Below are 24,849 nucleotides of genomic sequence, written 5' to 3' on the forward strand. Positions count from 1 at the left end.
GGCTTCATCGTTCCTGCCGCCGCTCTGTTAGGAAATTGAACGCCTTATCTTTGATGGTGATGGTCATGTGCATTCCCGACCCTTCGGTGGCCGCTGCACCCGAGATCATGTATGGCATGTGCCACTGATACTGCACGAGGATTCCGCTTTCCGAACCGGAGTCCGACCCGTCATATTGTGAGACGTCGCCGTAGTTGTTGACGCCGAATCGACGGGGGTACGCAGCAAATCCTGGCAACCACGCCGCCCCTGCTCTTGCAAAGTCCTCTGGGGTTTCCAACTGTGCCACTGCTTTCTCAGCTTCGACTGCCAGCTCCTTGTAGTAGTCGCGAATCTGATCTCCACTGCAGCGAGAAACGACCTCGTGCGGAACGAACAGGAACAGGAGATGATTTCCGAAGAGGAGACTCGACGCATACGAGGCGTTCTTCATTACCATAAGGTTTTCACTGGCGCGGTTGAGAAATTCCGCTTTGACCATGTCGAGATGTGCACCGATCTTGCGGGCCGGTTCGACGGTCTCTCGAAGCTTCCAGGGCATGATTCGCGAGCATTCATCATCATCAATGAACGGCTTCCTCGCCGGGAGATATTGGTCCAGGTCAGCGGTCTGCAACTGAATTTCGGCTATCGACTCTGCAATGCGGAAATGGTCCTTGCCCGCCATCATCGTGGCCATCAACGCTTGATGGAAGCGGAAACACCTGTAGCCGTCGTTCATCGACATGGGAAAGACTGTAAAGATGCCCTGAATATCGGGGTTCGACTTGTAGGTGACGGACATCAACAGGAAGCCGTCGTAGTAATTTGGGTACTCGTCGAACACGATCTCTTGGAAGGATGAGATCGGGAATTCTTCCGGACTCTCGAATTGTCGCTCGATCAGATAGCACTTCGAAAAGAATGGATTCTCGTCGAAGTAATAACTGACTGCGTCTCGAAAGTCGCCAAGCGAGAATGGCTGTTCGACGTTGTACGTTGAAAGTGCCGGGTAAAATTGTCCCACACCAAGAGGATGTGGGAAGGACATCAGGGAGAGTCGGATAATTTTGTCAACTATCGACAACGGCATGGTCTAATCAACTCCGATAGACGAGTACGAGGAGAAGTCCCGGAAAGCGTTTCGGTCGGGGCTCGGAAAATCGCGAAAAATGTCCGATTCGGCGGCTAGCTAACTCCCTTCTGCAGGGACTGGCGAAAGCTAGACTCCCGTCGGTTCAATCACTGGCTCGTCCGGAGCGGTGGCCGGAGCCGCGTCCTCCGCTGGTGCGGAAGGGGACTCTGTGCGCCAGGTGCACCCGTCGCCTGACTGTTCGCACGACACCTTAATGTCCGGTTCTACGTAGCGGGTGGCGATGGCCGTGTTGAGTTCCTGGCAGTACGGGCACGGTGACGAGAATGTCAGGGCGACGCCGGCTCGTGCAGCTTCTTTCCGGTACCGGAGGATCCCGCAGTCGGCGTTTCGCAGGACGCTGCCCGAGGGCTGATCCTCGATGGACACTGCCGAGTCGTACAGCAACAGCTGACGTTGCAGCCGGTTCATGAAGTGATTGGCTGCCGATTCCCCATCGGGCCGTTGGACTCGTAGCAAATCCGCGGTGATGCGGGAATTCGCCTCGATCCATCCGGAGAGGCCTTCTTCGCCGTGCTCTCCCAGAACGAACTCTTCCGCGGCGGCCTGGGCCTCGAAGTATCGCTGACGCCACAGGTCGACCTTCTCTGCCGGCTCGAGCGGGGTCGTTTCACCGGTCATGGTCTGTGTTCTTTCCGGTGACGTTGTCCAACTCGGCGAAGACCTCATGGGCGACACGAAGTCCGTTGTGGGCGACCGGCCAGCCGCCGTAGTAGGCGAGCTGAATGATGACTTCGATGATCTTCTCTCGCGACATCCCGAGGTTCAGGGAGGCGCTGATGTGGCCCCGCAGCTCGAAATCGGTGCGCGCCAGCGTGACCGCGGTTAGTGCGATCAGTTCGCGTTCCTTCAAGCTCAGGTGCGGGCGGGCCCAGATTTCACCGAACAAGTGGTCGACGGTGATCTGGGTGAAGTCCGGGGAAGACACTGGGCGCGGTTCGCGGCCGAAGACCTCCTTGAAGATGGCTTCACCCCGATCACGCCGGGTAGATGGCTGATTCATCGATCAACTCCTCCATATTGAGGCTAAGTTGGCTGCGGTTGGGAAGCTGTCAACATTGGCTGCTGCCTTCGGATTCATCACAGGACGATGCTGAGCTTGCCGTGCTCGTACAATGTCTCGTGGTCGAGCACCACGACCCGTTTCCGGATCCGGAACGATCCGCCTCGAGGGACGAGTTCGAACCGGTATTTTCCGACGTAAACGTCGGAGCGCCGGTGCCCGAAGCGGTATGCGACGACATTCGCCGCAACCTCGAGGTAGCTGCCCTGATCAGCCAAAATTTCCACGTTGCTGACAATGCGATTCGTTCGCGACCGAGGGTTTTCGCACCACACTTCGCCATCGAGGATTTGCTTGATCCGCTGACGAAGTCGGGCTGCATCGTCGTCGATGAGCCCGAGCGCTTCGTCCGACTCGCCACGGACATCTGTAGCAGGCACCACGTAGCGGATGTCATCGGTCAGCATCTCGTCGTACCACTCCGTCAGGCGCCACTCGTCGAGCAGTCGGGCCTCACGGAAAATGAACTGGCTCACCTGGTGCCAAAGTCTCACCTGGGCTGCATCGTCGACCGTCAGTTCGTTGGTCATTGCTGTTTTGCCCCTTACAACTCGGCCTGGTGAGCGACCTCGACGCGACCGTCGTCGCCGTGCATCATCCGGTCCCACTGCCGCCAGAATTCGCGAGCAGGAAGCTCATCGGTCGTCTCGGGAATCTCCTTGTTCATACCGCGTGACAGATCCGAGTAGCGCACCGTGCGGTTGAGATAGCCTCGCTGGCACGACTCGACGATCTCGATGTCGTCGGGAGTGGCGAAGCCGGCAGGGCCGAGGAACGTGAGATAAGAACTCTTCCGGAGTTCCCGAATCTCCGGATCCTCATCCTTGGGGGCCAATGCAACCGATGTAATAGACATCCGGTCGGCACCGACCGGGTCGATCTTGCGAATCGTGATCGCTTGCCCATCGATAATCATCAAGTTCGGGAAAATCAGCAAAGCGCGATTGGTACTGGTGATCCGTTCGGCGTGTTCAGTGCCGAACCGCTCGACGAAATGTGCAGCGATAGCCTCGATTTTCGGCCGGACCTTGTCACCGAACATCGGCGTCCAGTAGGCGAGTGGGCGGGCCGCGGCCGGCGGCATCTCGTTGGCTCCATGACCCAGGCCGAGCGCGCGACCGAAACCACCTCGTCGTCGTGGCGCCTTCCCCCCGAGCGACTCCATGTAACCGACGTAGCGTTTGTGCAGTGCACTGAAGTGATACAAGTCGACGCTGTTCTCCATCAGGAGCTTCCAGTTCGCTTGAGCCCCGTGCAGTTGCGCGCCTTGGATCACCTCCATCCCGGACTCGGACTGGTCATCGATCAGATCGAGGTACTCCGTGGCTCCCGCTAAGTACTCGGTCAAGGTGCGCGGCTGTTCCGGATCGAAGGTGAGGAAGACAAACCCGCGGTAACTGTCACTGTGGTGCTGTGCCAGGCCGAAGTCCGCCTTCTTGAAGCCCGGCCCGTACCCGTCCGGCATTGGGACCCCGGTCAATTCACCCCGATTGGAGAACGTCCAGTCGTGATAAGGGCACCGGAACGACTTCGCCTGCCCGGTCGGCTGTGAACAGATCAAAGCACCGCGGTGAGTGCAGGCGTTCGCAAACACCCGGATCACCCCGTCGGACCCGTGCGCCATGACCACCGGGCGCCCGCCGACATCGCGTGATACGAAGGAACCCGGCGCGGGCACCTCCGATTCGTGCCCGACGTACAACCAGCAGCGATCGAAGATCCTCGCGATCTCGCGCACGGCCACGGCGTCGTCGGTGTAGGCGCGGTGATCCACCCGGAACGAGGGGATCTCTAAATCATCGATGACGATTGGGTCGTCCACCGCCCGCTGCAGTTCAATCGTCACTGCTCCCTCTTTCGCTGTAGTTTCTGAACGGTTCCGGACACAAGAGCGGGCATTGAACCCCAGGGGCAGACTCGGGCGACGCACTGACCGCAATATCGGCTGGCGTCACCACAGCACCTCTTCTCGCACTGTCGGTTTCGAATGTATCCGGTGAGGGAGGAAGCCCACCACTACTCATTCAGGTAGCGACGAAGTTCGGGCGTCAAACGGTTGCGCAGCGCTGAAGGTTCCGATGATGGGCATTGAAAAATCCCGGCTGGCCTTGTTGCGGTACGGATTTGATAGAGCGAGGTGTCGCCGGTGTTCGGCATGGTGTCAGTCAGTCTCCGACGCCCTCGGTGAGCGAGCGCAGGTTTGTCAATGAAGTGCTTCGCGGCGACATCGGTGAACAGCTGGTCGTCGCGGCCAGCGAGCTCAACGACGAACGACGTAGATGACCTTCTCAGACGGGGCGAGAAAATCTGTATCGCAACGCAATTCGCTGTTCCAGGCAGCCAGTTCCATGGATCGCCACACGGTACTGCCCGACCAGCAACACCGAAGCAGAGAGCCCTGATCCGTCAACATATTCGTCAACGTATTCGTCAATATGCAGACAGCTTCCAGTTGTTCGTGAACATCAGATACGCCTCGTCGATCACGAGTACGTGTGTACGGACACGCCCTTATAGGCTCTGCGACAATAACTTTGAAGGCATTGAGGATCAGCTGGCACCTACTGGCAATGCCGCTGCAGACGGACTTTAGCTTTGCAGCGCGATGCGTGGGCTGCCACTACCTACCCGGTTGAGTGGTAGCCGCCCTACGAATCACAGTTGCGTGGCCGCGATTCGCGCTAGTTCCACCCGCGAGCAAATACCGAACTTTTCGAACACCTTTCGCAAGTGGTAGTTGACGGTGTGGGTGGACAACTGCAGCTTCCGTGCGATCTGGGCATTCGTCATCCCCTGACTCACATAGAGCGAGATAGTGCGCTGTGCGTCGGTGAGGGCCGCCCACTCCTCCGCAAATTGTGATTCGACCGTCACTGGCGACACTCCTTCGTGCCGACCCAGCATCAGCTCGGCATATTGGGCGGCCCCAGCCTCGCGGTATCGCCGGGACGCGGTCGCGATACTGATTCCGGTCAGCCGGTGCTGGGCGCCGTACATCTTCTGCCGCAACTGGCCCAGATGTTCATGAGCCAGTGCAGAAGCCCACGGGTCGGCATAGGAGTTCGCGGCGTCGCGAAGTTTGAGTTCATCGCGACCGATCAAGGCCCTGGCGTGAATGGCGGAGTGACGGATGGCGTGCCAGTCGGGATTTCGAGCAGCCAACTCCTCGACCGCATCCAAGACCACAGTGGCTAGCGCAATATCCGCATGGTCCAGTGCGGACTGCACCAACCAGGGTGCTGCACCGGCTTCTTCGATGAATAGCTGCCTGGAAGTCAACAGCAGGGGCAGCCGGGTGGCGGCCAAGGTTTTTGCCCGTTCGAAGCCGAGTTGTGCGCACGCGATCCGGAATTCGCTCCAGTCGGATCTGATAGATGGGAACACCGTGCCAAATTCGGCAGCTTCTGCGCGGGAGCGCCAAACGTGGTTCGCGGCTGCACCGACCTCACCGGCACGCAACCGTACCAGCGCCGCAACTCCGGCGGCGAACGGCTCGATCCATTGATTACCGGAACTCGCGGCCAGCACAAGGGCATTGTTTATCTCCCGCTCAGCTTCCTGGAACCTCCCTTGTTGCAAGCGAATCCGGCTCGAGATCACTCCCGCGCAAGCGGTCGCGGCGAACGGTTCATGGTCGGCGCGCACCAGCTTGTCGACCCGGCTCAGCAGGCTCTCCGCCAACGCGAACCGGCCGTCGTCTGCGAGTTTGGAGGCATACGACAGCAGCGGATACGGAGTCCAAGGCGACGGCGGAGCCGATTCTGCGATTATGACCGCGCGCTGTCCCCATTCAATGCTGTTGTTCAGAGACCCCGTCGCCCACATCAGGTTGGAAATTACTGTGCAGGCCACCAATACGTCCAGGTCCAGGCAGCCTGCTGGAACCTCATCAACAATCGCCATCGCCCGCTCAAGCACGAGGGCAGTGTTGTTATGCAGAAGCCCGACGATATTCGCACTAACCACACAAGGGTTGCGAGCACCACCCAACTGCGTCGACTTGGCCATTTCGAACAGTAGATCCTCACACAGTACGCTGACCAGAGGCTCAGGCAACGGGGTTCGCAATACGTTTCTCGCGAGCAGGATTGCGGGCCACAATCTGTTGGAACCGTCCCGCGCAACATAGAATTGGCGGCGCTTGTCGGGCGTCGTAGTATCCGTGAACCCATGCCCCAGGACCAGGGCAAGATCATTACCACTAGTCGACATCGTATGTAATTGCAAATCCCCGGTCACGAAAAGAATCAACCCCCTGATTCAATGCACTATGAATGGATGGACGGTAATCCGTGTGCCTACCGTCCGGTCCGGAGCGGCTGGGAACATTAATACATAACCTTAGAGTGCGCGCATCACGAAATCCGTTTCAGTGCCCGAGGTCACAAAACGGACCGTTCGACTTCTTATTGAAACATGCTGGTCAGGGTGCCGTAGAGGCGTAGGTAGGTCAGGCTAACAGATGGGAATGATGTCACGACGCATGCCAAAAGTAATTATCTTGCTCTAATAGACTAAAGTTCAGGTAAATTGGGCATTTTAAAGATTGGGTAAATTCGAGCCACTCACGCTGATTTTGTACGGTCTTTCCTTGCCGCTATCCAGTTTATTTCGATTGATGAACAGCGTCCGCATGTCCAGGTCATTTTCATGTAGAGCAAGTTTGCCGCTCAAATTCGCCGGATGTCCTGATGTCGGGCCGACAGTGTCGACTGCGGCGAATGTCGGGAAATTTATCTACTTGCCCAGCTTGTGGCGGCATACGCCGCTTTCGGTTCCCTTGAAGCTGGCCACCATCGGAAGGTGCTACGCCAACGGCCACAACCTCGATGATGCCAGTGCTCCGTTCACACGCAGTGGGTCCACTGAAATCGATAAGAATCGTTGCCGATAAGAGTTATTATGTCACTCTAACGATGAAAAGTGCTGCACTGCAGCGAAATACGTCCGCGTCGAGTGTGCATCGTCAGTATCGAGTGGCGGCATCGCTACCAGAGTGCGAGCGGACGTCCTGCAGCCTCGGCCGCAGCGATGCGCTCTCCGATCGTGGCGACGTCCAAGTTCTGTTCGATCCCGATACGGATCGCGGCAGCGATGGCGCGAGTGCGACCCGCAGGTCCCCGGACGTCGGCGAGTGGGCTGGCGATGTTGCGTCGCCGAAGCTCGTATTCGCTGCGGTTGCTGCGATTGGTTCCCAAGTGCATATGTGCCGGATTGGTGCAGCCTGCGAAGTCGCATTGATGACACAGCACCGCGTCATCGGTGTTGGACCAGCCCAACCTCGATATGACACCGTATTCGAGCTGGTATGCGAACAAATGCGCCGGCACGGTCCCACGCCGCGACGGCCCGGGCAGGCTCGCCGCTCGGAAGGAACCGTGCCCGGTCGATGACACGCCGCCGATCCATGGCCAACACTGCTCCTGGCGGCGTCGAAAGCGTTTGGACTCGAAGCGAGAAACGACGGCAGGATCGTCGAGCCACGAACGCCACAGACGTTCGGGGATACGTACCGGGTAGGGCTGCCCGATCAACGTCATCTGGAACGCCGGTCGCGCGGGAGTGCCGTGGGGCATGCCGGGCAGTGGCGGTGGAGCATCGTTGACGAACGTCATCGTTTGTTCCTGACGCTTGATCCGGGCTGTTACCGGGTCTGAATGTAGAGACAAGTGCCGACAACCAGTTGAAGATCCGGGGTCTGACCTGTGGTGGGGGTCGGTAACAGTCCGCGGGGCGTCTGAGCAGCACCTGGCGCGGAGAGCGGAGTCCGTCGAAACGGGGTGTAGTCCCAAACCTGGAACAACCTGTTCTCCTCTCCGTAAATAGGGACAGGCCAGGCAGGGTGTGTTCTTGCATGAGGCGGGTCATGAGGGCTTGGGAGCATGTCGCGCTCGTCAGAGTCGCGTACGTCGGGCATGGGTCGAGCGTGGTCCCAGCCCTTCAGATCACACGTCGACGCCGTCCGATGGGCTGCCAAAACGAGTTGCATCACCGCATGATGACGACAAACGCCAGTAGGGCCTCGGGTCCAGCCGAGGCCCTACTGGTTTGTCCGGAGGGGATGTGATCTACGAACTGGATGCCCGAGTCCGCATTCCCTCCACATCAGGTCCGGGGATCTAATGCTTTGGACGTAGGTGCGAAAGTTCGTCCGCATTCCCCTCAGGGTTGGCAACCGGGAGGGTTCCTGGCCACTCGCCTTCTCCCCGATTGGAAGTCGGGTTCCGGGCTAGTGGATAACTTGCTTTCGCGCCTGGGAAGAACAGTACAGGGGCTATTTGAACTTTGCAACTGTGGATCGACCTACGACGAATAGTGGCCGAGTTACCCCTTTCGGTCCGACGATCGAGTGTCGCTGCCGATTGATCCTGCGACGGTTGGAGGCTCGAATATTGGGTATGAGCTGCAGAAATGTTGTAATCCTGATACGTACGAGTTGGCAATGTGTCCTGCCGGTCGGCGGATTGGCAAACGTGTTTGATCTTCTGAAGTCGCAGAAAACCTGGAAGACTGCAAGCAGGGGAAGGTGGACAACCGCCTCGCAGTTGATTAAACGAACCACGACTTGTAGATTATTAGGTACACGTTAGTTGATAAGTCAGTCACCGCTAGGTGAGTGAAGTATGGAGGACATGAATATGACCGGGGAGGCCACTGTAGGGAGCGGCGGCCAGGGCACGAGGAAAATGGGCGCTGAACAGCCAGTTGGTGTCTCCAAAGAGTCTATAAAACTCGCAAAGGAGATTCTCAAAACATCGAATCGGCGAGTGGACATACCCGTGCGGAATTCGTTCGTCCGAGATTCGGAAAACAACGGCGAGACACCCCTGTCACGTCTCGTTGCGGCGAGGGGCCGCGGCAATGCCGTCGCCATTCGACTCTTCCTCGCTCTGATCTGGCGTTGCTCGTCGCCTCCCTTCGATACCGAAATCTCATCTCGAAAGTGGGCAACGCTGCTGAGCCTTGACGATCCCGAGAAGGGGGGCGCGAAACGAATCTCGGATGCACTGAAAACCCTCGAGCGCGAAAAACTCATCAAACTGACCCCCCATCCAGGGCAGCCCTCGACCATTGAGCTTCTCGAAGAAAGCGGTACCGGAGCTGCCTACGAGCTCCCGTCCACCGCCTACGTTCGATCTGGTGATCAGAGAGACCGGCATCTCTACTTCAAAGTGCCTTCTAGATTGTGGACTCGAGGACATATTCAGACGCTGTCGGCCCCTGCGCTAGCTGTGCTGTTGGCTGTTCTTTCGAGCCAAGAAGGACCCGGGAAGCCGGTCTGGTGGTCAACGGCGTTATTCCCTGCGCGCTTTGGCCTTTCACCCGCAACCAGAGCTCGCGGAACCAAGGAGCTTGTCGATCATGGCCTACTGAAGGTCGGGAAGACTCTTGTCACAGAATCGAGTTTCTCCAAACGAGATTTCTCCCGAGAGCGGGTTCGAAACGTATATCGTCTGACCGGAGCAGCCGGGCCTGCCCCAGCCGTCAAGAAACGGCCCAACCGACCCGCCGCAGTGAGTCCGCCCGCAGTTACTGCCGGGACGGCAGCGTTTTTCGTCCAGCGGCCGAAGTAAGGTTCCGTGTTAGCTAGATGCCGGCGGCACCCTCATTCCAGCGTCGCTCGACGAGCCTTGGTAACTACACCACTAATGGATCAAGCTGGGAGCACCTCGCCGCTGGCATGGGGTGCCGCCAAACCTGGGCATCCAATTTCCAATTCGGCGCGCCACAGAGAAACGCACTGCCAACGCCCAAACCACACCCCTTTTCCTCCTCCGCACAGGTCCGTTGACCCCAGGAAACTGGCAGTGATCAGGTAGAATAGTCAATGGTGCGCAGCTCCCCTGCGCACCGCCACCCTCGCCCGAGTCGACGAAGGAGCGCCGGTGACCACCGCACGCAACGCGCACTCGCACATGACCGAAGCCCAGATCGACCGAGCCATCGCCGCCGCCACCGCCGGACACCGCATGGCCGGCATGGAACCCAGCGCCACCGACCTCGAAATCGGCCGCCGGCAACTACGCGGAGAAATCACCGGCGACAAAGCCGTCGAACTCGCAGTCGCCGCAGCACTCGCCGAATACGAGGCAACACAGCCCGAGTGAACGATCCCTACGAGATCGCCCCCGGCGTCCTCAAAAACAGATACGGCATCACCGACCCCGCGAAACTCGCAGTAGTCGAACGCGCAGCCGCCTACCAACGCATCCTGCAACTCGAAACACAGCCCATCCCAGGCAATTTCGACTTCGACCACCTCAAAAAGATCCACCAATTCATCCTGCAAGACGTCTACGACTGGGCCGGCACCCTCCGCACCCGCGACACCGGCGCCGTCGGCATGAACCTCCCACACTGCCGACCCGAACACATCGAAAACCAAGCAGCGTTCATCTTCCGCGGAATCGCCAAAGACAACTTCCCCCAAGGACTCCCGAAAGACCGCGCCGTCGACCGACTCGCATACCACTGGGGCGAAACCACCGTCCTGCACCCGTTCCGAGACGGCAACTCCCGCACACAACGAGTCTTCTTCGACGAACTCCTCAAATCCTCCGGCTGGACCATCGACTGGCAGAAAGTCCACGCCTCCGCAGTACAAGCAGCCCGCTACGTCGCCATGGAAGCAACCCACACACCGCTCCGCGACGTCCTCGCCCCCGGCGTACACCGCAACAACACCGAACCGCCCACACTCGCCAGCACCCAAGGCAACGTCATCCACCTCGAGGTAGCCGAGCATCACAAAGCGATGATCGAGCACCTCCGCAGCGGAAACCGCGAACCCTACAACCCCAACGAACTCAGCGACATCGCCAACCGCGCCCGCATGAGCTTCCCCGCATCACCCACGCACCGTGCCCGCAGCGCGGCCCCCGAAGACACCACACCGAAACGGCCGGCCACACCGAAACGCGAACACGACCTCGGCAGAGACTGACCCTCGCGGTTGCGCGGAGTCAGCGCAGGTCAGCCGCATCGACGACATGCGACACTGTCGGCACGTTCGGCGTCCGCCGGGTACTCCCACACGTCTCACACTTCCCCGAACCCTGTGGACTACCGACCACAGTTGGCATCGATACCCACACCCCACCGCACAGAACGCCCGGCGAGATCACTTCTGAACACGGCTGCGTCACCGGCGTTGACTGATCCATCAACCCACCGTAGGACAGATTCCGACTCGTGTCAGACACACTCGCACGTAACCCGAAAACCAGAGCGAAGGCGCCACCGCCGCTTAACCGGCTCATCCCAATCGGGGGTGTAGGAGTTGGGGTCTGAAGCCGCCGGTCTCGAGCAGGCTTCGGGCGATGTAGTTGGTCAGGTTGCGGAACCCGAGTGCGGAGCCGCGCAGGTGTTCGAGCCGTCCGTTGAGCGCCTCGGTCGGCCCGTTGCTGGTGCCGGGTCGTTCGAAGTAGGCGAGCACGTCAGCGGCTCGCTTCTTCAGGGTCCGGCCCAGGGTGGTGAGCTCGGTGAGCACCTTGGGGACGCCGGCGCTGAGGTCGGTGATCAGCTTCTCCATGAGCTCGCGGCCACGTTGCCGGTCCTCGTGGCGATAGGCGGCGATCATGCGCTGGTAGACACCCCAGGTCGCCTCGACCTCGACGTGAGCGTCATCAACGAACAGCGCGCGTAGCCTGTCGCTCTGCTTGTCGGTGAGCAGGTCCGCGCCGGTGTGCAGCGTGCGCCGCGACTTGTAGAGCGGGTCGTCCCTGAACCCACGGTGCCCGTGGATCGCGAGTTGGACCCGGCGCCGGCACCTGTCGAGGGCGTCACCGGCCAGGCGCACGACGTGGAAGGGATCCATCACCGTGACCGCGTCCGGGATCTCCTCTGCAGCGGCGGTCTTGAACCCGGTGAAGCCGTCCATCGCGACCACCTCGACCGCGTCACGGAAGGCGTCGTCGCGGTCGGCGAGCCAGGTCTTGAACGCCGCCTTCGACCGGCCCTCGACCATGTCCAGCAGCCTTGCTGGGCCGGCGCCATCGCGGACCGGGGTGAGGTCGATGATCACGGTGACGCACTTGTCGCCACGCCTGGTGTGGCGCCAGACGTGCTCATCGACGCCAATGACCTTCACGCCCTCAAACCGCGTGGGGTCGTTGATCAGCAGCCGCTTGCCTTCAGCCAGGACCGCGTTGTTGGCGGTGTCCCACGCGACCCCGAGTCCCTCGGCGACACGGGCGACGGTGAGGTGTGCGACCACGATCCCTTCCAGCGCCCACCGCAGCCCGGTGCGCGAGAGCTTCGCGCGTGGCTCCGCCGCGACGCTGGGGTCTTGGCGCCACACGTGTCCGCAGTCGGCACAGCGGTAGCGGCGCACTACAACTTCCAGCACGGTCGGTCGCCAGCCCAGCGGCTCGTGGGCCAACCGCCGGATCACGGTGTCACGAGCAGCGCCTTCGCTGCCGCACCGTCGGCACCACTGATCTGGTTCCACCACGCGGCACGCGAGGACCGCACGATCCGGTTCAAGTCGTGTTGTCCGGTCACGCCCTGACCTGACCGCCTTCGCGTCTCATCCCAATCGACCCTGATCGAGTCTGCTGACCCCCTCGACGAGAACGCAGCGACATCACAGCCACCCAACCCCGACCGTCCGGGAAGCCGGGACACGTCACATGGCCTGTGCTGCGGGCGTGTCGAGTGGGTCGTCCAGGGGCGACGCAGGAGCGTCGACGCGACGTGCTGAGAGGTGGTTCCAGTCGAGCACTAGGACACCGGCTACAGGTATGGCGATAGGTCAGGAACGGCGTCGCTCCCTACGCAGGAGGGAGCGCAGAGTCTCGGCGTTCGCGTAGCCGACCCGTAGCGCGATCTCGGCGGAGGTGAGGTCCGTGGTTGCTGAGAGGTGCCGAGCTCGTTCGATGCGAAGCCGTTGGACGAAGCCGAGCGGAGTGAGGTTGAGCGCCGCACGGACTCGTCGTTCGAGGGTGCGCCGGCTGGTGCCGAGCGACTGCGCGACGAAGGCGACGTTGAACGGTTCGTCCAGGCGGGCGCGCACGAAGCGTTCGAACTCGACGACGATCGGGTCCTCGTGCCGGAGATGTTCGTAGGCGACGAAGGCCGCCTGCGACGGACGCTCGTCGATGATGAGGAGCTTGGCGACATGTTGGGCCAGGTCGGGGCTGATCGATCGCACGAGTGAGAGCGCGAGGTCGATGTGGGCGAACGCGGCGCCGGCGGTGACGAGGTTCCCGTCGACCACGACCATGGTGTCGAGATCGAGGGCGACGGTCGGATAGCGCTTCAGGAACTCCGGCCCCAGGAACCAGCTGGTCGTCGCCCGCCGATGATGCATCCGTCCGGTCTCGGCGACAGCGAACACGCCGGTGCACGCCGCGGCGATCCGGGTGGTCGCGTCGTCGAGGCGCCCGAGCGAGGCGATGACCGAACGAGCATCTCGGCTCTGGAGGGCGTCGTTGGTAGCGGCGGCCGTGAGGGTTCCAAGCGCAGGGACGACGACCACGTCGAACTCTGCGGACTCCGACAGCGGGTGGTCCACCGACAGGGTCATCGATGCCGTCGTGGTCACTCTCCGTTTCGGTCCGAGGATGGCGAGTTCGATCGGGTCGATCCGCGGGTCGACATCGCCGCGGGCTCCGTCGGCCACCCGCACGATGTCGATGACCGACGCGACAGCCGAACCGAAGCAGCCGTCGATCGCGATCAGTCCGATACGCATGGCGCGAACAATAGCAATACTGCCGTATACGCCACTTCTCACATGCCCTTGCTCGTCATACGCTGAACTCGCTTCACCAAGAAACCTCGACACCTAGGAGAACCCCTCATGTCCACACCCGCATCACTTCCGTATGCCTTCGTCGCCAAGATCGTCGCGGCCGATGGACAGCACGACGCGCTCGCCGATCTGCTCGCCGGCGCTGTCGCGCTCGCCAACGAAGAAGTAGGAACGATTGTCTGGTTCGCGGTCAGGACCCACGCCGACACCTTCTGGATCTTCGATGCATTCCCCGACGAGGCCGCTCGCGACGCCCACGCCAACGGCGCCATCGTCGCAGCCCTGATGGCCAACCAGCACCTCCTCGGCGCAGCACCCGAGATCCTGGCGGCCGACGTCCTCGCGTCCAAGCTCCCGTAGTCCGCCAACGCACGAGACGATCGCGCCCCGCCGAGCCGTCGCCAGGTCGCGACGCAACGCCACGCTGCGTTGCCGAGCGGTGCGAGGCCTATCGGCACACGGACAGGATGCCGGCCGCGAGCGCTCAGCCGGCGAGGGGTCCGTCGCAGAGGAGAGCGACGTCGGTGTCGGGCAGAGCCGTGAGGCCAGCGCATCGCGCGACCACCAGAACCGAACCGCCCCTGCCCTGCGTTTCCGCAGGTCAGGGGCTGTTCGCCGGAGCCGCCTGTCGGAATCGAACCGACGACCTAATCACGTCGGCTTTGCGTCTATCGCTTGATGCGCCCACTGGGCGAACGAGCCGCTGACCTGCGCAAACGCCGAGCGTGGGGGACGCCGCCATCCGGTGGTGACCGACGACGACCGACCAGTACCGACCGTTTCACCGGAGCTTGCGGCGGCGTCGAAGCCGAGCAAGCTCCATTCCTTTAGCTCACCGCGCCCTCCTCCTCGCCGGTCCCGTCGTCGTCGAAGACGTTTCAGGGCTCTTCCCAGATGAGAGTGTAGGTCGGCCGGGCGCGTCGGTCCGCAGATAGACGTCGAGGTCTCCCGACGACGGAGGTTCCTACGCCATCCATCCGAAAGACCTCGACGTGACCGACGCTACCCCGCCGGCCGGCTTCGGCCGCCCTGACCTGACCGCCTTCGCTCGACTCGACGGCCTCGGTCTGAGCGTGACCGGACAACGACTTGAACCGGATCGTGCGGTCCTCGCGTGCCGCGTGGTGGAACCAGATCAGTGGTGCCGACGGTGCGGCAGCGAAGGCGCTGCTCGTGACACCGTGATCCGGCGGTTGGCCCACGAGCCGCTGGGCTGGCGACCGACCGTGCTGGAAGTTGTAGTGCGCCGCTACCGCTGTGCCGACTGCGGACACGTGTGGCGCCAAGACCCCAGCGCCGCGACGGAGCCACGCGCGAAGCTCTCGCGCACCGGGCTGCGGTGGGCGCTGGAAGGGATCGTGGTCGCACACCTCACCGTCGCCCGTGTCGCCGAGGGACTCGGGGTCGCGTGGGACACCGCCAACAACGCGGTCCTGGCTGAAGGCAAGCGGCTGCTGATCAACGACCCCACGCGGTTTGAGGGCGTGAAGGTCATTGGCGTCGATGAGCACGTCTGGCGCCACACCAGGCGTGGCGACAAGTGCGTCACCGTGATCATCGACCTCACCCCGGTCCGCGATGGCGCCGGCCCAGCAAGGCTGCTGGACATGGTCGAGGGCCGGTCGAAGGCGGCGTTCAAGACCTGGCTCGCCGACCGCGACGACGCCTTCCGTGACGCGGTCGAGGTGGTCGCGATGGACGGCTTCACCGGGTTCAAGACCGCCGCTGCAGAGGAGATCCCGGACGCGGTCACGGTGATGGATCCCTTCCACGTCGTGCGCCTGGCCGGTGACGCCCTCGACAGGTGCCGGCGCCGGGTCCAACTCGCGATCCACGGGCACCGTGGGTTCAGGGACGACCCGCTCTACAAGTCGCGGCGCACGCTGCACACCGGCGCGGACCTGCTCACCGACAAGCAGAGCGACAGGCTACGCGCGCTGTTCGTTGATGACGCTCACGTCGAGGTCGAGGCGACCTGGGGTGTCTACCAGCGCATGATCGCCGCCTATCGCCACGAGGACCGGCAACGTGGCCGCGAGCTCATGGAGAAGCTGATCACCGACCTCAGCGCCGGCGTCCCCAAGGTGCTCACCGAGCTCACCACCCTGGGCCGGACCCTGAAGAAGCGAGCCGCTGACGTGCTCGCCTACTTCGAACGACCCGGCACCAGCAACGGGCCGACCGAGGCGCTCAACGGACGGCTCGAACACCTGCGCGGCTCCGCACTCGGGTTCCGCAACCTGACCAACTACATCGCCCGAAGCCTGCTCGAGACCGGCGGCTTCAGACCCCAACTCCTACACCCCCGATTGGGATGAGCCGCCAAAGTTGCCTCGTCGGTGATGCAAGTAGCCAACTTGGATCGGTCGGTGAGTTACTACTGCGACGTGTTTTCTTGCCGTGTCGCCTTGCGTGAACCCGATGCGGTACTTCTTCTGACACCGGATGATTTTCAGATCTACATGTATGTGCAAAAGGGCGCATCCCGGCGCAACATGAGCAACATCGGCGTCCACTACGTCATGTGGTCCGCTGATACAGAAGAGGAACTTACGCGGATCAGTGAGCGTCTACGTGCATATGATGCCTCCACCTTCACCCAAGCAGTCGGTGGAGTGACCTTCGTCGACGGCTGCGATCCGGACGGTATCCGCGTTATCGTCGCCTACCCGGGCCCCGAGCAACTACCCCGAGAGCTGATCGCACAACGATTCCACGGATAACGTGCCCGTCGACCGCAGGTAGCGGTGCGTCGGGCACGTCAGTCCTCGCTGGTGGAGCGGTTACCGATCCACTCCAGGAGGTCGGGATCGGATGACGTCAGGCGCTCTACTTCCTCGCCCCCGTCGCAGCGTCGTAGTGACACCGTAATCGATGTGGAGGTGCGCCGTAGAACCCGCCACGTCGCTCCCGAGTCGGACCATCGCGAAAGCGTCTCCACCGGTTGCTCTTCCGTCATGTCGGCTCCGCTCAGGTATTGGCCCAGCTGTCCGGTCCGAAGACTTCGTAGTGGATATTCTGCGCCGGGACGTCCCTTTCGAGCAACGATGCGCGCATCGCCAACATGAACGGCATCGGCCCACAGAGGAACGCCTGGGTATCCGGTTCGACAGTGATATCGCGCAGATCAGCCCGTCCTTCGTGTACCGATCCGAACGGTACGTGCGTGCCGAGATCCTCGTACCAACGATGCAAGGTTGCGGCGGGAATCTTCTCGACGAGCGTGCTGAGTTCTGCTCGGTGAGCATGATCGGCGATGGATCGATCAGCATGAATGACAGATACCGAACGGTCAGCGCCGGTGTCTGCAAGATGATTGAGCATGCCGATCATCGGTGTGCAACCGATTCCGGCCGACGCGAGCAGGAGCGGTGAGTCGTCGTCCGGCATCATCAGATCACCGAAAGGTGTGGTGACCGACAGCTCGGAACCTTCGAACGCGTTGTTGTAGAGGAAGTTCGACACTTCGCCGTCGGGCGTGCCCGAAATTCGCTTGACGCTGATCCGCCAGTCTGCGCTGCTCGGTATCGAACACAAGCTGTACTGACGGATCTGGCGAGCGCCGTCGGGCAGCGTAACCCCGACCGAAAGGTACTGTCCGGGAGCAAAGGTGGGGAGAACGCTGCCGTCGAGCGAGGTGAGTGTCAGGGACACGGTGTCGGCGGACTGCAATACCCGTTCGGTGATTCGCACCATCCGCCAGACGTCACCGGCCTCGACTCCGACGAGCTGATAGAGGCCTCGCTCCATCGTGATCAATGTTTCGGCCATCAGCCAGTAGACCTCGTCCCAGGCTGCTGCGACGTCGGGAGTGACTGCATCGCCGAGTATTTCGACGATTGCGGCAAAGAGGTGTTCGTGCACGATTGCGTACTGGTCGGGGGTGATTCCCAGCGACGCATGCTTGTGAGCGATACGAGAAAGGATGAGATCGACCTTGGCGCTGTCCGGCTCGAGCTGAAGCGTCGCGAATGCTGCGATGGCGCCGGCGAGAGCTTTCTGCTGTTCGCCCTGCTTCTGATTGCCGCGATTGAACAAATCGCGTTCGAGTTCAGGATGTGCGTCGAACATCGTGCGGTAGAACAGGGTTGTGATATCGCCGATGGCGGCGTCGACCACGGGAAGGGTGGCGCGAATGACCTCGGTTGACTGTGGGGAAAGCATGAGCTGCTCCGTTCGGTCGAAATTGACGTTGATCAGCTTGCTTCGTCGCTCCGGGTGGTGAGGCGAAGCAGAACAGTTTTGGACGGCTGCCGGATGACGTCTTCGATCGTGACCGCGTCGAGTGAAACGAAGAACGCTTCCTGAGCGTCGCGTAATGCACTTCGAAGGAGGCAACCGGCGCGCAGTGGGCACGGCTTGTCGCCTTCGCAGTCGACGACTTCACCCGGGCCTTCGAGGCGTCGGGCCAGCCAGCCGATGGTGGCGGTGCGGCCGAGTTCGGTGATGGAAAGCCCACCGCCGCGGCCGCGCCTGGTTGTCACGATGCCGAGCTCACCGAGCCGTGTAACCACCTTGGTGGCATGGGAATACGACACGTTGAGCTGCTCCGCAATTACCCGCGTACTGGGAGAAGCATCGGCGTCGAGTACGGCCAACCGCATGACGACGCGCAATCCCAGATCGGTGAACTGCGTCAGTTGCATGACCCGAACCTACATAATTCGTATCTGAGATGACTATTTATGTGAGGGGGATCTCAACCGAAGCCTCAACGCATCACGTCGACATGGTCGAGAACGCTGTGAAGCGGCACCGATCGTGCAAAATTGGTTTGTCGACGAAAGATCGAACCGGGCACATCGGCCCGTAGCGCACGCTCAGAGGGCGGAGGTGAAACCGTACCGTCGACGCATTTCCTTGATGGCGGCGACGTCGTTTGCGCTGAAACTCGTTGCAGCTGACCATTGCAGCGCTTGCGCGTAGTCCTCTCGCCACTGGTCGATCTCACGTGCGGTGAGGCGAGTGACGGTCGGTTTCTGTCCCTCGGCTACGGGTTCGAATTGGGCCAGAAACACGGCGAGTAATGCCGCTTCGCGCCGACACCTGTTCGTCATGGTGCCACCGCTTTGATGCTGATACCGGCAACGCGGAACGGTGCTGCAATGATCCCGCAAGCGTCGGTCGGATCTCGGTGAGGCCGATCGATGCGTCGAACGCAACGACGAACAAATGATGTACAGGGACTTTCGTTCCGGAAATGCACTGTGCTACATAGTTTCATTACAGATGGAGCTCCATTCGGCCCCGACCTCATGAAGAACGAACAACTTTCAAGTAGCTCACCGTAGCAGTACGATTCGGATTATCGCTAACCTCAAGCTACCGGCGGTTCGCTCACCGTACATCGCACCCGAACGGCAACTGTCAACGGGGGTAGCGACGGTGGACTTGATCTGGAATCGGTCCGCCGCCGAAGTCCGTCGTATATTTTTTGCGTCGAGCGACTCGCCAACGGTCACGCCCGAGATCGCACGTGGAGGCTTCGGCTCCATGGTGCGCGGTTCTGTCTGCCACGATCTTTCTGCCGAAGATTTTGTGGCACCTGTATTACCGGGCTTCTCCTCGGAAGGTCGCGGAGGAGTCAGATGGCAACGCTTTTTCAGGGGCGACGGAATCGAGGCCGATCCCGGATCCGATGGAAATTCCACTACCAGAGGAGAATTGAGGGCGCGGTAAGCCCGGATATCCACCTCGCCGAGGTGCTCGGTGGTGACAACAGCGATGAATCGGTCCGGTCGAACATCGGTCCGAGTGGATCCTCGTACTCTCCGAAGCGCGCGCATTTCCGCCCGCGTCGTCAGCGAGCGCTGTGCGGCTGACTTTTCGCTTGTCGCATTGTTCCTTTTCCGGGTGTCGTGTTTGCGTTGTCCGTTGATCGACCTTTGCGGTCGACGAATATCTCACATCACAGCAGTCGTCTGCAGGACAGGTTTACAAGGATTGCCGGTACCCGAAAAATTCATGATCCTCGTTGTACCCGCCGAAGCCGCCACCGACGTCGGAATAGTCCGCGACGAACTCCACGCCCTTGAGCCACTTGACCTGCTTGAAACCGAGTTGCGTCTCATTGCGGAGTCGCAGCGGTGCACCATGGCCGAACGGCAAGGGGGCTCCATTCATGTCGTAGGCAAGCATCGTCAGGTGGTATCCCATCTGTTCGATCGGGTGCGCGTCATAGTAGATACCCCCGTCCGGTCCGTCACCGAGTGAATAGAACACCACCCACTTCGCGCCCGGTTTCGGTTGCACAAGGTCGATGATCGTCTGCATCGACACCCCGCCCCACCTGGCGATGCCCGACCATCCCTGGATGCAGAAATGCTGGGTGATCTGCTCCTGTAGTGGTAGTGCGCGGAGGTCAGCCAGGTCCAATTCCACCGGGTGCTCGACCAGTCCGTTGACCCGCAACGGGTAGTCGACGAAGTTGCCGACCAAAAGAGCTTGGTACTCCTCGGATTCGGGGTACTGCCCGTTGTGCCAGAAGTACGGGGAGATGTCCTTCTCGGTGTATTCGCCCGGCTTGGAGTCGACGTGCTCGAACAAGCGCTGCGCTGGTCCGATGAGCGCGAAACCCACTCGCTGAACCACCCGTGGATGACGCAGCGTGAACGGGGTTGCCGCAACCCAGCCGACAATAACGACCACCATCGAGACCGCAAAGATCGTGAAGCCGATCCAGCTGTTGTCATCCCTCGACGCGTACATGTGGTTGGCGTTGCGGAGCAGACCGGTCGTGAAGACCATCGCCACGTGGATCACGATGAACGCCAGGAACCAGATCAGCACGAGAAAGTGCAGCGAGCGGGCAGTTTGAATGCTCAATACTTTGCTGACCCGCCTGAAACGGGTGGACAACGCCGGCGACATACCCAACCCGGTGATCATCGCGACCGGAGCGGCGACGAAGACCGTGACGAAGTAGGCGAGCAGTTGCAGTCCGTTGTATGCCATCCAGTGATCTTCGGTCGGCCAGTCGAGCGAAAGGTATTGCAGAAGTACAGATATGGTGTTGGGGAAGACGTCCCAGCTGGTCGGAATCACATGCCGCCATTGCCCGGTCACGAGCAGCAACACGTAGAAGATCAGACCGTTGAGCAGCCACAGCGTGTTGGTGCCGAGATGCCACCACCGGGCCAGGCCGATCGAGTGCCGGATCCCCGGTAAACCCACTTGTCCGGGCAGGCTGATCGAGTCCTTCTTCGCTGTCCAAAAGGGATCGGCAGGAACAGGTTTCTGGATACGGAACCATTCCCGGCCAGGTGTGCTGTGGCGAGTCCAGTACAGCCGAGGGTGGTCGGTGAGGATCTGTGCTCCCGACCGGATGATGAAGACCATCAGAAACAGATTGAGAAAGTGTTGCGCACCCAACCATGCGGGGAGGGCCGACGTTTCGCCTGGACCGGGCTCACTCGCACCGGGATGCTGCTCGATGAACACCTGCACGGACGACATGCTGCGCAGGTGTTGCGCCGCTGCGACTGCCCCGATCAGGACGACGAATCCGAGAGGGAGCAGCCAGAGCAGGTTGAACCATCTGCTGTGGCCGATGCGCATGCGAGGTGCGATGCCGGTGGCGTACGGTACCGAACCCGCCCACGTGACGGGGTCGACGACGTCCGCACCTGGGGTCAATTGTGTGCGGAAGCTGTGCGCCACAGCAGGAGTCCGCGCAGCATCGGGAGCCGCACTCGGCGGTGTAGGTGAATCGGTGGAGTCGACCATCGGTCACATCAAAACGCTGTCAGCGACACCGGCGAGATACCGGTGACCAAAAAATTGTTCGATGACCTGACCCTACGCACCACTATTAGCCGCAAAGTCGGCTTACCTGGTTTTTGTCGACTACCGCGTCGCATCTCGGAGCGTATATGCGGACACGTCGGGAACCACCCATTTCTCGTCGACTTCCTCGATCGGGAGAACATCGAGGACGATGTCCGGATCCAGCGGTAGTGCTCCCAAGATCCCTGGAACCCGCGTGCCTGTACCAGGAGGCGATGGGTTGCGCTCGTCCCACCTGATCGAGACCCCCGCAGCAAGGAGGGCATCCTGATCGACAACCACCACTACCAGTGGAAGTCGGAGGTCTTCGTACACTGTCGAGAGAACATAGTCGAGATCCGCAGCAGTGGCAGCATGGATGAAGCCGACTTGATCAAGAGTCGTTGCGCGGGTTGATCCTTCATATTCTCCGAATCGTTGAGCGCCCTCCCAGTCGTCAGCAAGGGCTATGTGAAAAATACATTCGCTCATCGGAAACCTTTCATCGAAGTGGTCCGGGTGTCAGTGAAGACATGCGGACAACACCCGGAACAGAGACATGATCACGCTGACCAACAACACCACCTTCACCAACTCGAATGCGATGTACACCAGATGCATCGTCGAACGTGGTAGGTCTCCTCCGGCAAGGATCCGGTCGGACCGTCTACAGAGCCGCGGCCGGATCACCACAACCTGAACAACGAGCACCAGTGCGACCAGCACGAAGAACGTCAACGCGGGTGCGTCAGGTTTCGCGGCCATGCAGGATGCCGCCAATATCAGTGCCAGAACCAACTCCACGGCGTTCAGTGCGGTGAAGACCTTCCGGCCGATCCCGAGCCCGATGGCCAGGCTCACTCCTGGAGCACTAAACTTGATCGGTGCTTCCAGGAAGGAAATCGCAGCGACTATCCCGAGCCAGAAGACCGGCAAAATCAATTGTGCGTAGCGTGCCGCTTCTGTCATAGGTCATCAGGCTCACCGGACGGGATCGAGTTCGGTTCGTTCACTGCGGAGGTGACAGCCTTCCTTCTACCTGCATGTTCTTCCGTCCTCATTCGTTCGGTCATGTTCAGGTAATGCAGTTCGAATGCGGGACGCTCGGAGCGGATCCGCGGCAGTTCGGTGAAGTTGTGCCGCGGCGGCGGACAACTTGTAGCCCATTCGAGCGAATTGCCGTACCCCCACGGATCGTCGACCGTGACGACCTGGCCGTAGCGGTAGGACGTGAACACGTTCCACACGAACGGCAACAGTGACGCGCCGAGAACGAACGAACCGATCGTGGAGATCGTGTTCAGCGTGGTGAATCCGTCCGAGGGCAGGTAATCGGCGTATCGGCGCGGCATACCTTCGGCGCCGAGCCAATGTTGCACCAGAAAGGTTGTGTGGAAACCGATGAAGGTCGTCCAGAAATGCCACCTACCGAGTCGTTCGTTCATGAATCGTCCGGTGATTTTCGGGAACCAGAAATAGATCCCGGCGTACGTGGCGAAGACGATCGTCCCGAAGAGGACGTAGTGGAAGTGTGCGACGAGAAAGTACGAATCGGTGACGTGGAAGTCGAGCGGCGGGCTCGCCAATATCACCCCGGAGAGACCTCCGAAGAGGAAGGTGATCAGAAACCCGATCGAGAACAGCATCGGCGTTTCGAAGGTCAATTGTCCTTTCCACATCGTTCCGATCCAGTTGAAGAATTTGACCCCGGTCGGTATGGCAATGAGAAAACTCATCATCGAAAAGAACGGCAGCAGAACGGCTCCCGTGGCAAACATGTGATGTGCCCATACTGCCGCCGACAGTGCCGATATGGCGATCGTCGCGTAGACGAGTCCGAGATAGCCGAAGATCGGCTTGCGGGAGAAGACCGGAAAGATCTCCGACACGATACCGAAGAACGGTATCGCCACGATGTACACCTCGGGATGTCCGAAGAACCAGAACAGATGTTGCCACAGGATCGCACCACCGGTGGCGGGATCGAAGAGATGCCCGCCCAAGTGTCGGTCCACGAGCAGTCCCATCAGCGCTGCAGTGAGAATAGGAAAAGCCAACAACACCAGGATCATGGTGATGAAGACATTCCACGTGAAGATGGGCATCCGGAACATCGTTATCCCGGGTGCACGCAGACAGATCACGGTGGTGATCATGTTGACCCCACCCAAGATGGTCCCGACGCCGGCCAGTGCGAGTCCCATGATCCACAGATCCCCGCCGACACCTGGTGAATGCAGGGTACTGGTCAGCGGGGAATAACCCGTCCATCCGAAGTCGGCGGCACCTCCGGGGGTGAGGAATCCGGATACGGTGACGAGCGCACCGAAGAGGTACAGCCAGTAGCTGAGTGCGTTCAGTCGCGGGAACGCCACATCCGGTGCGCCGATCTGCAGGGGAAGTATGTAGTTCGCGAAGCCGAAGACGATCGGAGTGGCATAGAGCAGCAACATGATCGTGCCGTGCATGGTGAAGAGCTGGTTGTACTGCTCGTTCGAGAGAAACTGAAGACCGGGGACGGCAAGTTCGGTCCGGATCAGCAGGGCCATCAATCCGCCCAGCATGAAGAAGGCGAACGAGGTGACCAGATACATCACGCCCAGCTGTTTGGGATCGGTCGTAGTGGCAGCGGAATAGAGGAACGTGCCCTTGAGCCCCCGCCGTTTCGGGTAAGGCCGCGAAGGAAGGAGCTCTGTCACAACGGGAGTCATGGCCGTTCCTCACTGCGCGGGAGATGGCGGTCCGATATCCGGACGATTCGAGTGCGGGTACCCGCCTACCAATTCCGTATCGACACCTACGCGACCGAGATTCATGGATCCTCCCGGTGATCCCACCATCTCGGACGCACCGGGCAGTGGCCGATGGAAGAAGCGGGCGTTGTCATCGATGAAATCTTCCCAGCGGGCGGGGACGTCGGATTCGTACGAGATGGCCTCGACCGGGCAGACCGGTTCGCACGCGCCGCAGTCGATGCATTCGTCGGGGTGGATGTAGAGCGACCGCGCTCCTTCGTAGATGCAGTCCACCGGGCATTCCTCGACGCACCCCCGGTCCAACACGTCGATACATGGTGCTGCGATCACGTATGTCATGAGCGACCTCCGGGGGCACTGCCTATTTTTAAGGAAATCT

24 protein-coding genes and 1 pseudogene are annotated in these 24,849 nt (G+C 60.7%); 6 read left to right on the forward strand and 19 right to left on the reverse strand.

The genetic code is table 11. The annotated features are described in order from the left end of the window. Nucleotides 1-4: 4 nt before the first annotated feature. The 7 genes from A0W34_RS31975 to A0W34_RS32005 all read right to left on the reverse strand — a co-directional run bounded on the left by A0W34_RS31975 (nt 5) and on the right by A0W34_RS32005 (nt 7,810). Nucleotides 5-1,006 carry a hypothetical protein gene (locus tag A0W34_RS31975; protein WP_076948868.1) on the reverse strand — a complete coding sequence of 334 codons (1,002 nt, stop codon included), beginning with the start codon at nt 1,004-1,006 and terminating at the stop codon, nt 5-7. 195 nt (nt 1,007-1,201) lie between these two features. Beyond that, a complete protein-coding gene (locus A0W34_RS31980) occupies nt 1,202-1,753 on the reverse strand; it encodes a hypothetical protein (protein ID WP_081559501.1) in 552 nt (183 codons plus the stop codon). Beyond that, entirely contained in the window at nt 1,743-2,135 is a 393-nt protein-coding gene (locus A0W34_RS31985; RefSeq protein ID WP_081559503.1) for a carboxymuconolactone decarboxylase family protein, read from the reverse strand. The genes A0W34_RS31980 and A0W34_RS31985 overlap by 11 nt, the downstream gene beginning before the upstream one ends. Before the next feature lie 77 nt (nt 2,136-2,212). Further along, nucleotides 2,213-2,725 carry an aromatic-ring-hydroxylating dioxygenase subunit beta gene (locus A0W34_RS31990; protein ID WP_076948865.1) on the reverse strand — a complete coding sequence of 171 codons (513 nt, stop codon included), beginning with the start codon at nt 2,723-2,725 and terminating at the stop codon, nt 2,213-2,215. Between the two features lie 14 nt (nt 2,726-2,739). After that, entirely contained in the window at nt 2,740-4,041 is a 1,302-nt protein-coding gene (locus A0W34_RS31995) for an aromatic ring-hydroxylating oxygenase subunit alpha (protein WP_076948864.1), read from the reverse strand. 809 nt (nt 4,042-4,850) lie between these two features. Continuing rightward, on the reverse strand, nt 4,851-6,203 hold the full coding sequence (locus A0W34_RS32000) for a helix-turn-helix transcriptional regulator (RefSeq protein WP_076948863.1): 1,353 nt from the start codon (nt 6,201-6,203) through the stop codon (nt 4,851-4,853). A 980-nt stretch (nt 6,204-7,183) separates the two neighbouring features. Next, entirely contained in the window at nt 7,184-7,810 is a 627-nt protein-coding gene (locus A0W34_RS32005; RefSeq protein WP_081559507.1) for a hypothetical protein, read from the reverse strand. Between the two features lie 1,008 nt (nt 7,811-8,818). On the opposite strand from A0W34_RS32005, the gene A0W34_RS32010 reads away from it, so the two are divergent. From A0W34_RS32010 to A0W34_RS32020, 3 genes are all read left to right on the forward strand, one after another. After that, nucleotides 8,819-9,769, forward strand: coding sequence for a hypothetical protein (locus A0W34_RS32010; RefSeq protein WP_143541232.1), 951 nt, complete (start codon nt 8,819-8,821; stop codon nt 9,767-9,769). A gap of 312 nt (nt 9,770-10,081) precedes the next feature. Beyond that, nucleotides 10,082-10,303 carry an antitoxin VbhA family protein gene (locus A0W34_RS32015; RefSeq protein WP_076948860.1) on the forward strand — a complete coding sequence of 74 codons (222 nt, stop codon included), beginning with the start codon at nt 10,082-10,084 and terminating at the stop codon, nt 10,301-10,303. Further along, nucleotides 10,300-11,139 carry a Fic/DOC family protein gene (locus A0W34_RS32020; protein WP_076948859.1) on the forward strand — a complete coding sequence of 280 codons (840 nt, stop codon included), beginning with the start codon at nt 10,300-10,302 and terminating at the stop codon, nt 11,137-11,139. Before A0W34_RS32015 ends, A0W34_RS32020 begins: the two co-directional genes overlap by 4 nt. Nucleotides 11,140-11,451: 312 nt before the next feature. Here the strand turns inward: A0W34_RS32020 and A0W34_RS32025 are convergent. Then, nucleotides 11,452-12,743, reverse strand: a pseudogene (locus A0W34_RS32025) (ISL3 family transposase). A 205-nt stretch (nt 12,744-12,948) separates the two neighbouring features. Further along, nucleotides 12,949-13,890, reverse strand: coding sequence for a GlxA family transcriptional regulator (locus A0W34_RS32030; protein ID WP_003941078.1), 942 nt, complete (start codon nt 13,888-13,890; stop codon nt 12,949-12,951). Between the two features lie 108 nt (nt 13,891-13,998). Here A0W34_RS32030 and A0W34_RS32035 point away from each other — a divergent pair, with 108 nt between their 5' ends. Continuing rightward, entirely contained in the window at nt 13,999-14,310 is a 312-nt protein-coding gene (locus A0W34_RS32035; protein ID WP_003941073.1) for a putative quinol monooxygenase, read from the forward strand. 291 nt (nt 14,311-14,601) lie between these two features. Here A0W34_RS32035 and A0W34_RS32995 read toward each other — a convergent pair whose 3' ends face one another. Next, nucleotides 14,602-14,766: a hypothetical protein gene (locus A0W34_RS32995; RefSeq protein WP_156888995.1), complete on the reverse strand. Its 165-nt coding sequence runs from the start codon at nt 14,764-14,766 to the stop codon at nt 14,602-14,604. Between the two features lie 176 nt (nt 14,767-14,942). Here A0W34_RS32995 and A0W34_RS32040 point away from each other — a divergent pair, with 176 nt between their 5' ends. Together A0W34_RS32040 and A0W34_RS32045 are read left to right on the forward strand one after the other, a co-directional pair. Beyond that, the gene (locus A0W34_RS32040; RefSeq protein WP_081559509.1) at nt 14,943-16,268 is read left to right on the forward strand and encodes an ISL3-like element ISPfr2 family transposase; all 1,326 of its coding nucleotides are present in this window, start codon (nt 14,943-14,945) and stop codon (nt 16,266-16,268) included. Nucleotides 16,269-16,292: 24 nt separating this feature from the next. Next, nucleotides 16,293-16,673: a VOC family protein gene (locus A0W34_RS32045; RefSeq protein WP_054828530.1), complete on the forward strand. Its 381-nt coding sequence runs from the start codon at nt 16,293-16,295 to the stop codon at nt 16,671-16,673. A gap of 38 nt (nt 16,674-16,711) precedes the next feature. Here A0W34_RS32045 and A0W34_RS32050 read toward each other — a convergent pair whose 3' ends face one another. The 9 genes from A0W34_RS32050 to fdxA all read right to left on the reverse strand — a co-directional run bounded on the left by A0W34_RS32050 (nt 16,712) and on the right by fdxA (nt 24,809). Then, on the reverse strand, nt 16,712-16,909 hold the full coding sequence (locus tag A0W34_RS32050) for a hypothetical protein (protein WP_076949374.1): 198 nt from the start codon (nt 16,907-16,909) through the stop codon (nt 16,712-16,714). 11 nt (nt 16,910-16,920) lie between these two features. Then, complete coding sequence (locus A0W34_RS32055; RefSeq protein WP_076949375.1) at nt 16,921-18,114, reverse strand: globin domain-containing protein; 1,194 nt, start codon at nt 18,112-18,114, stop codon at nt 16,921-16,923. Between the two features lie 32 nt (nt 18,115-18,146). Further along, on the reverse strand, nt 18,147-18,596 hold the full coding sequence (locus A0W34_RS32060) for an RrF2 family transcriptional regulator (protein ID WP_076949376.1): 450 nt from the start codon (nt 18,594-18,596) through the stop codon (nt 18,147-18,149). A gap of 174 nt (nt 18,597-18,770) precedes the next feature. Beyond that, complete coding sequence (locus tag A0W34_RS32065) at nt 18,771-19,007, reverse strand: hypothetical protein (RefSeq protein WP_076949377.1); 237 nt, start codon at nt 19,005-19,007, stop codon at nt 18,771-18,773. A gap of 877 nt (nt 19,008-19,884) precedes the next feature. Next, the gene (locus tag A0W34_RS32070; protein ID WP_081559511.1) at nt 19,885-21,675 is read right to left on the reverse strand and encodes a molybdopterin-dependent oxidoreductase; all 1,791 of its coding nucleotides are present in this window, start codon (nt 21,673-21,675) and stop codon (nt 19,885-19,887) included. A gap of 120 nt (nt 21,676-21,795) precedes the next feature. Continuing rightward, nucleotides 21,796-22,206 carry a DUF952 domain-containing protein gene (locus A0W34_RS32075; protein WP_076949378.1) on the reverse strand — a complete coding sequence of 137 codons (411 nt, stop codon included), beginning with the start codon at nt 22,204-22,206 and terminating at the stop codon, nt 21,796-21,798. 30 nt (nt 22,207-22,236) lie between these two features. Beyond that, nucleotides 22,237-22,683 (reverse strand): hypothetical protein, encoded by a 447-nt coding sequence (locus tag A0W34_RS32080; RefSeq protein ID WP_076949379.1) that lies wholly within the window; start codon nt 22,681-22,683, stop codon nt 22,237-22,239. Further along, on the reverse strand, nt 22,680-24,425 hold the full coding sequence (gene ctaD, locus A0W34_RS32085; RefSeq protein WP_081559513.1) for an aa3-type cytochrome oxidase subunit I: 1,746 nt from the start codon (nt 24,423-24,425) through the stop codon (nt 22,680-22,682). The genes A0W34_RS32080 and ctaD overlap by 4 nt, the downstream gene beginning before the upstream one ends. Nucleotides 24,426-24,434: 9 nt before the next feature. After that, nucleotides 24,435-24,809: a ferredoxin gene (gene fdxA, locus A0W34_RS32090; RefSeq protein ID WP_076949381.1), complete on the reverse strand. Its 375-nt coding sequence runs from the start codon at nt 24,807-24,809 to the stop codon at nt 24,435-24,437. Nucleotides 24,810-24,849 lie beyond the last annotated feature (40 nt).

Origin of the sequence: Rhodococcus sp. BH4, from assembly GCF_002079265.1 — a bacterium.
In the GTDB taxonomy this organism is placed as follows: Bacteria; Actinomycetota; Actinomycetes; order Mycobacteriales; family Mycobacteriaceae; genus Rhodococcus_F; species Rhodococcus_F qingshengii.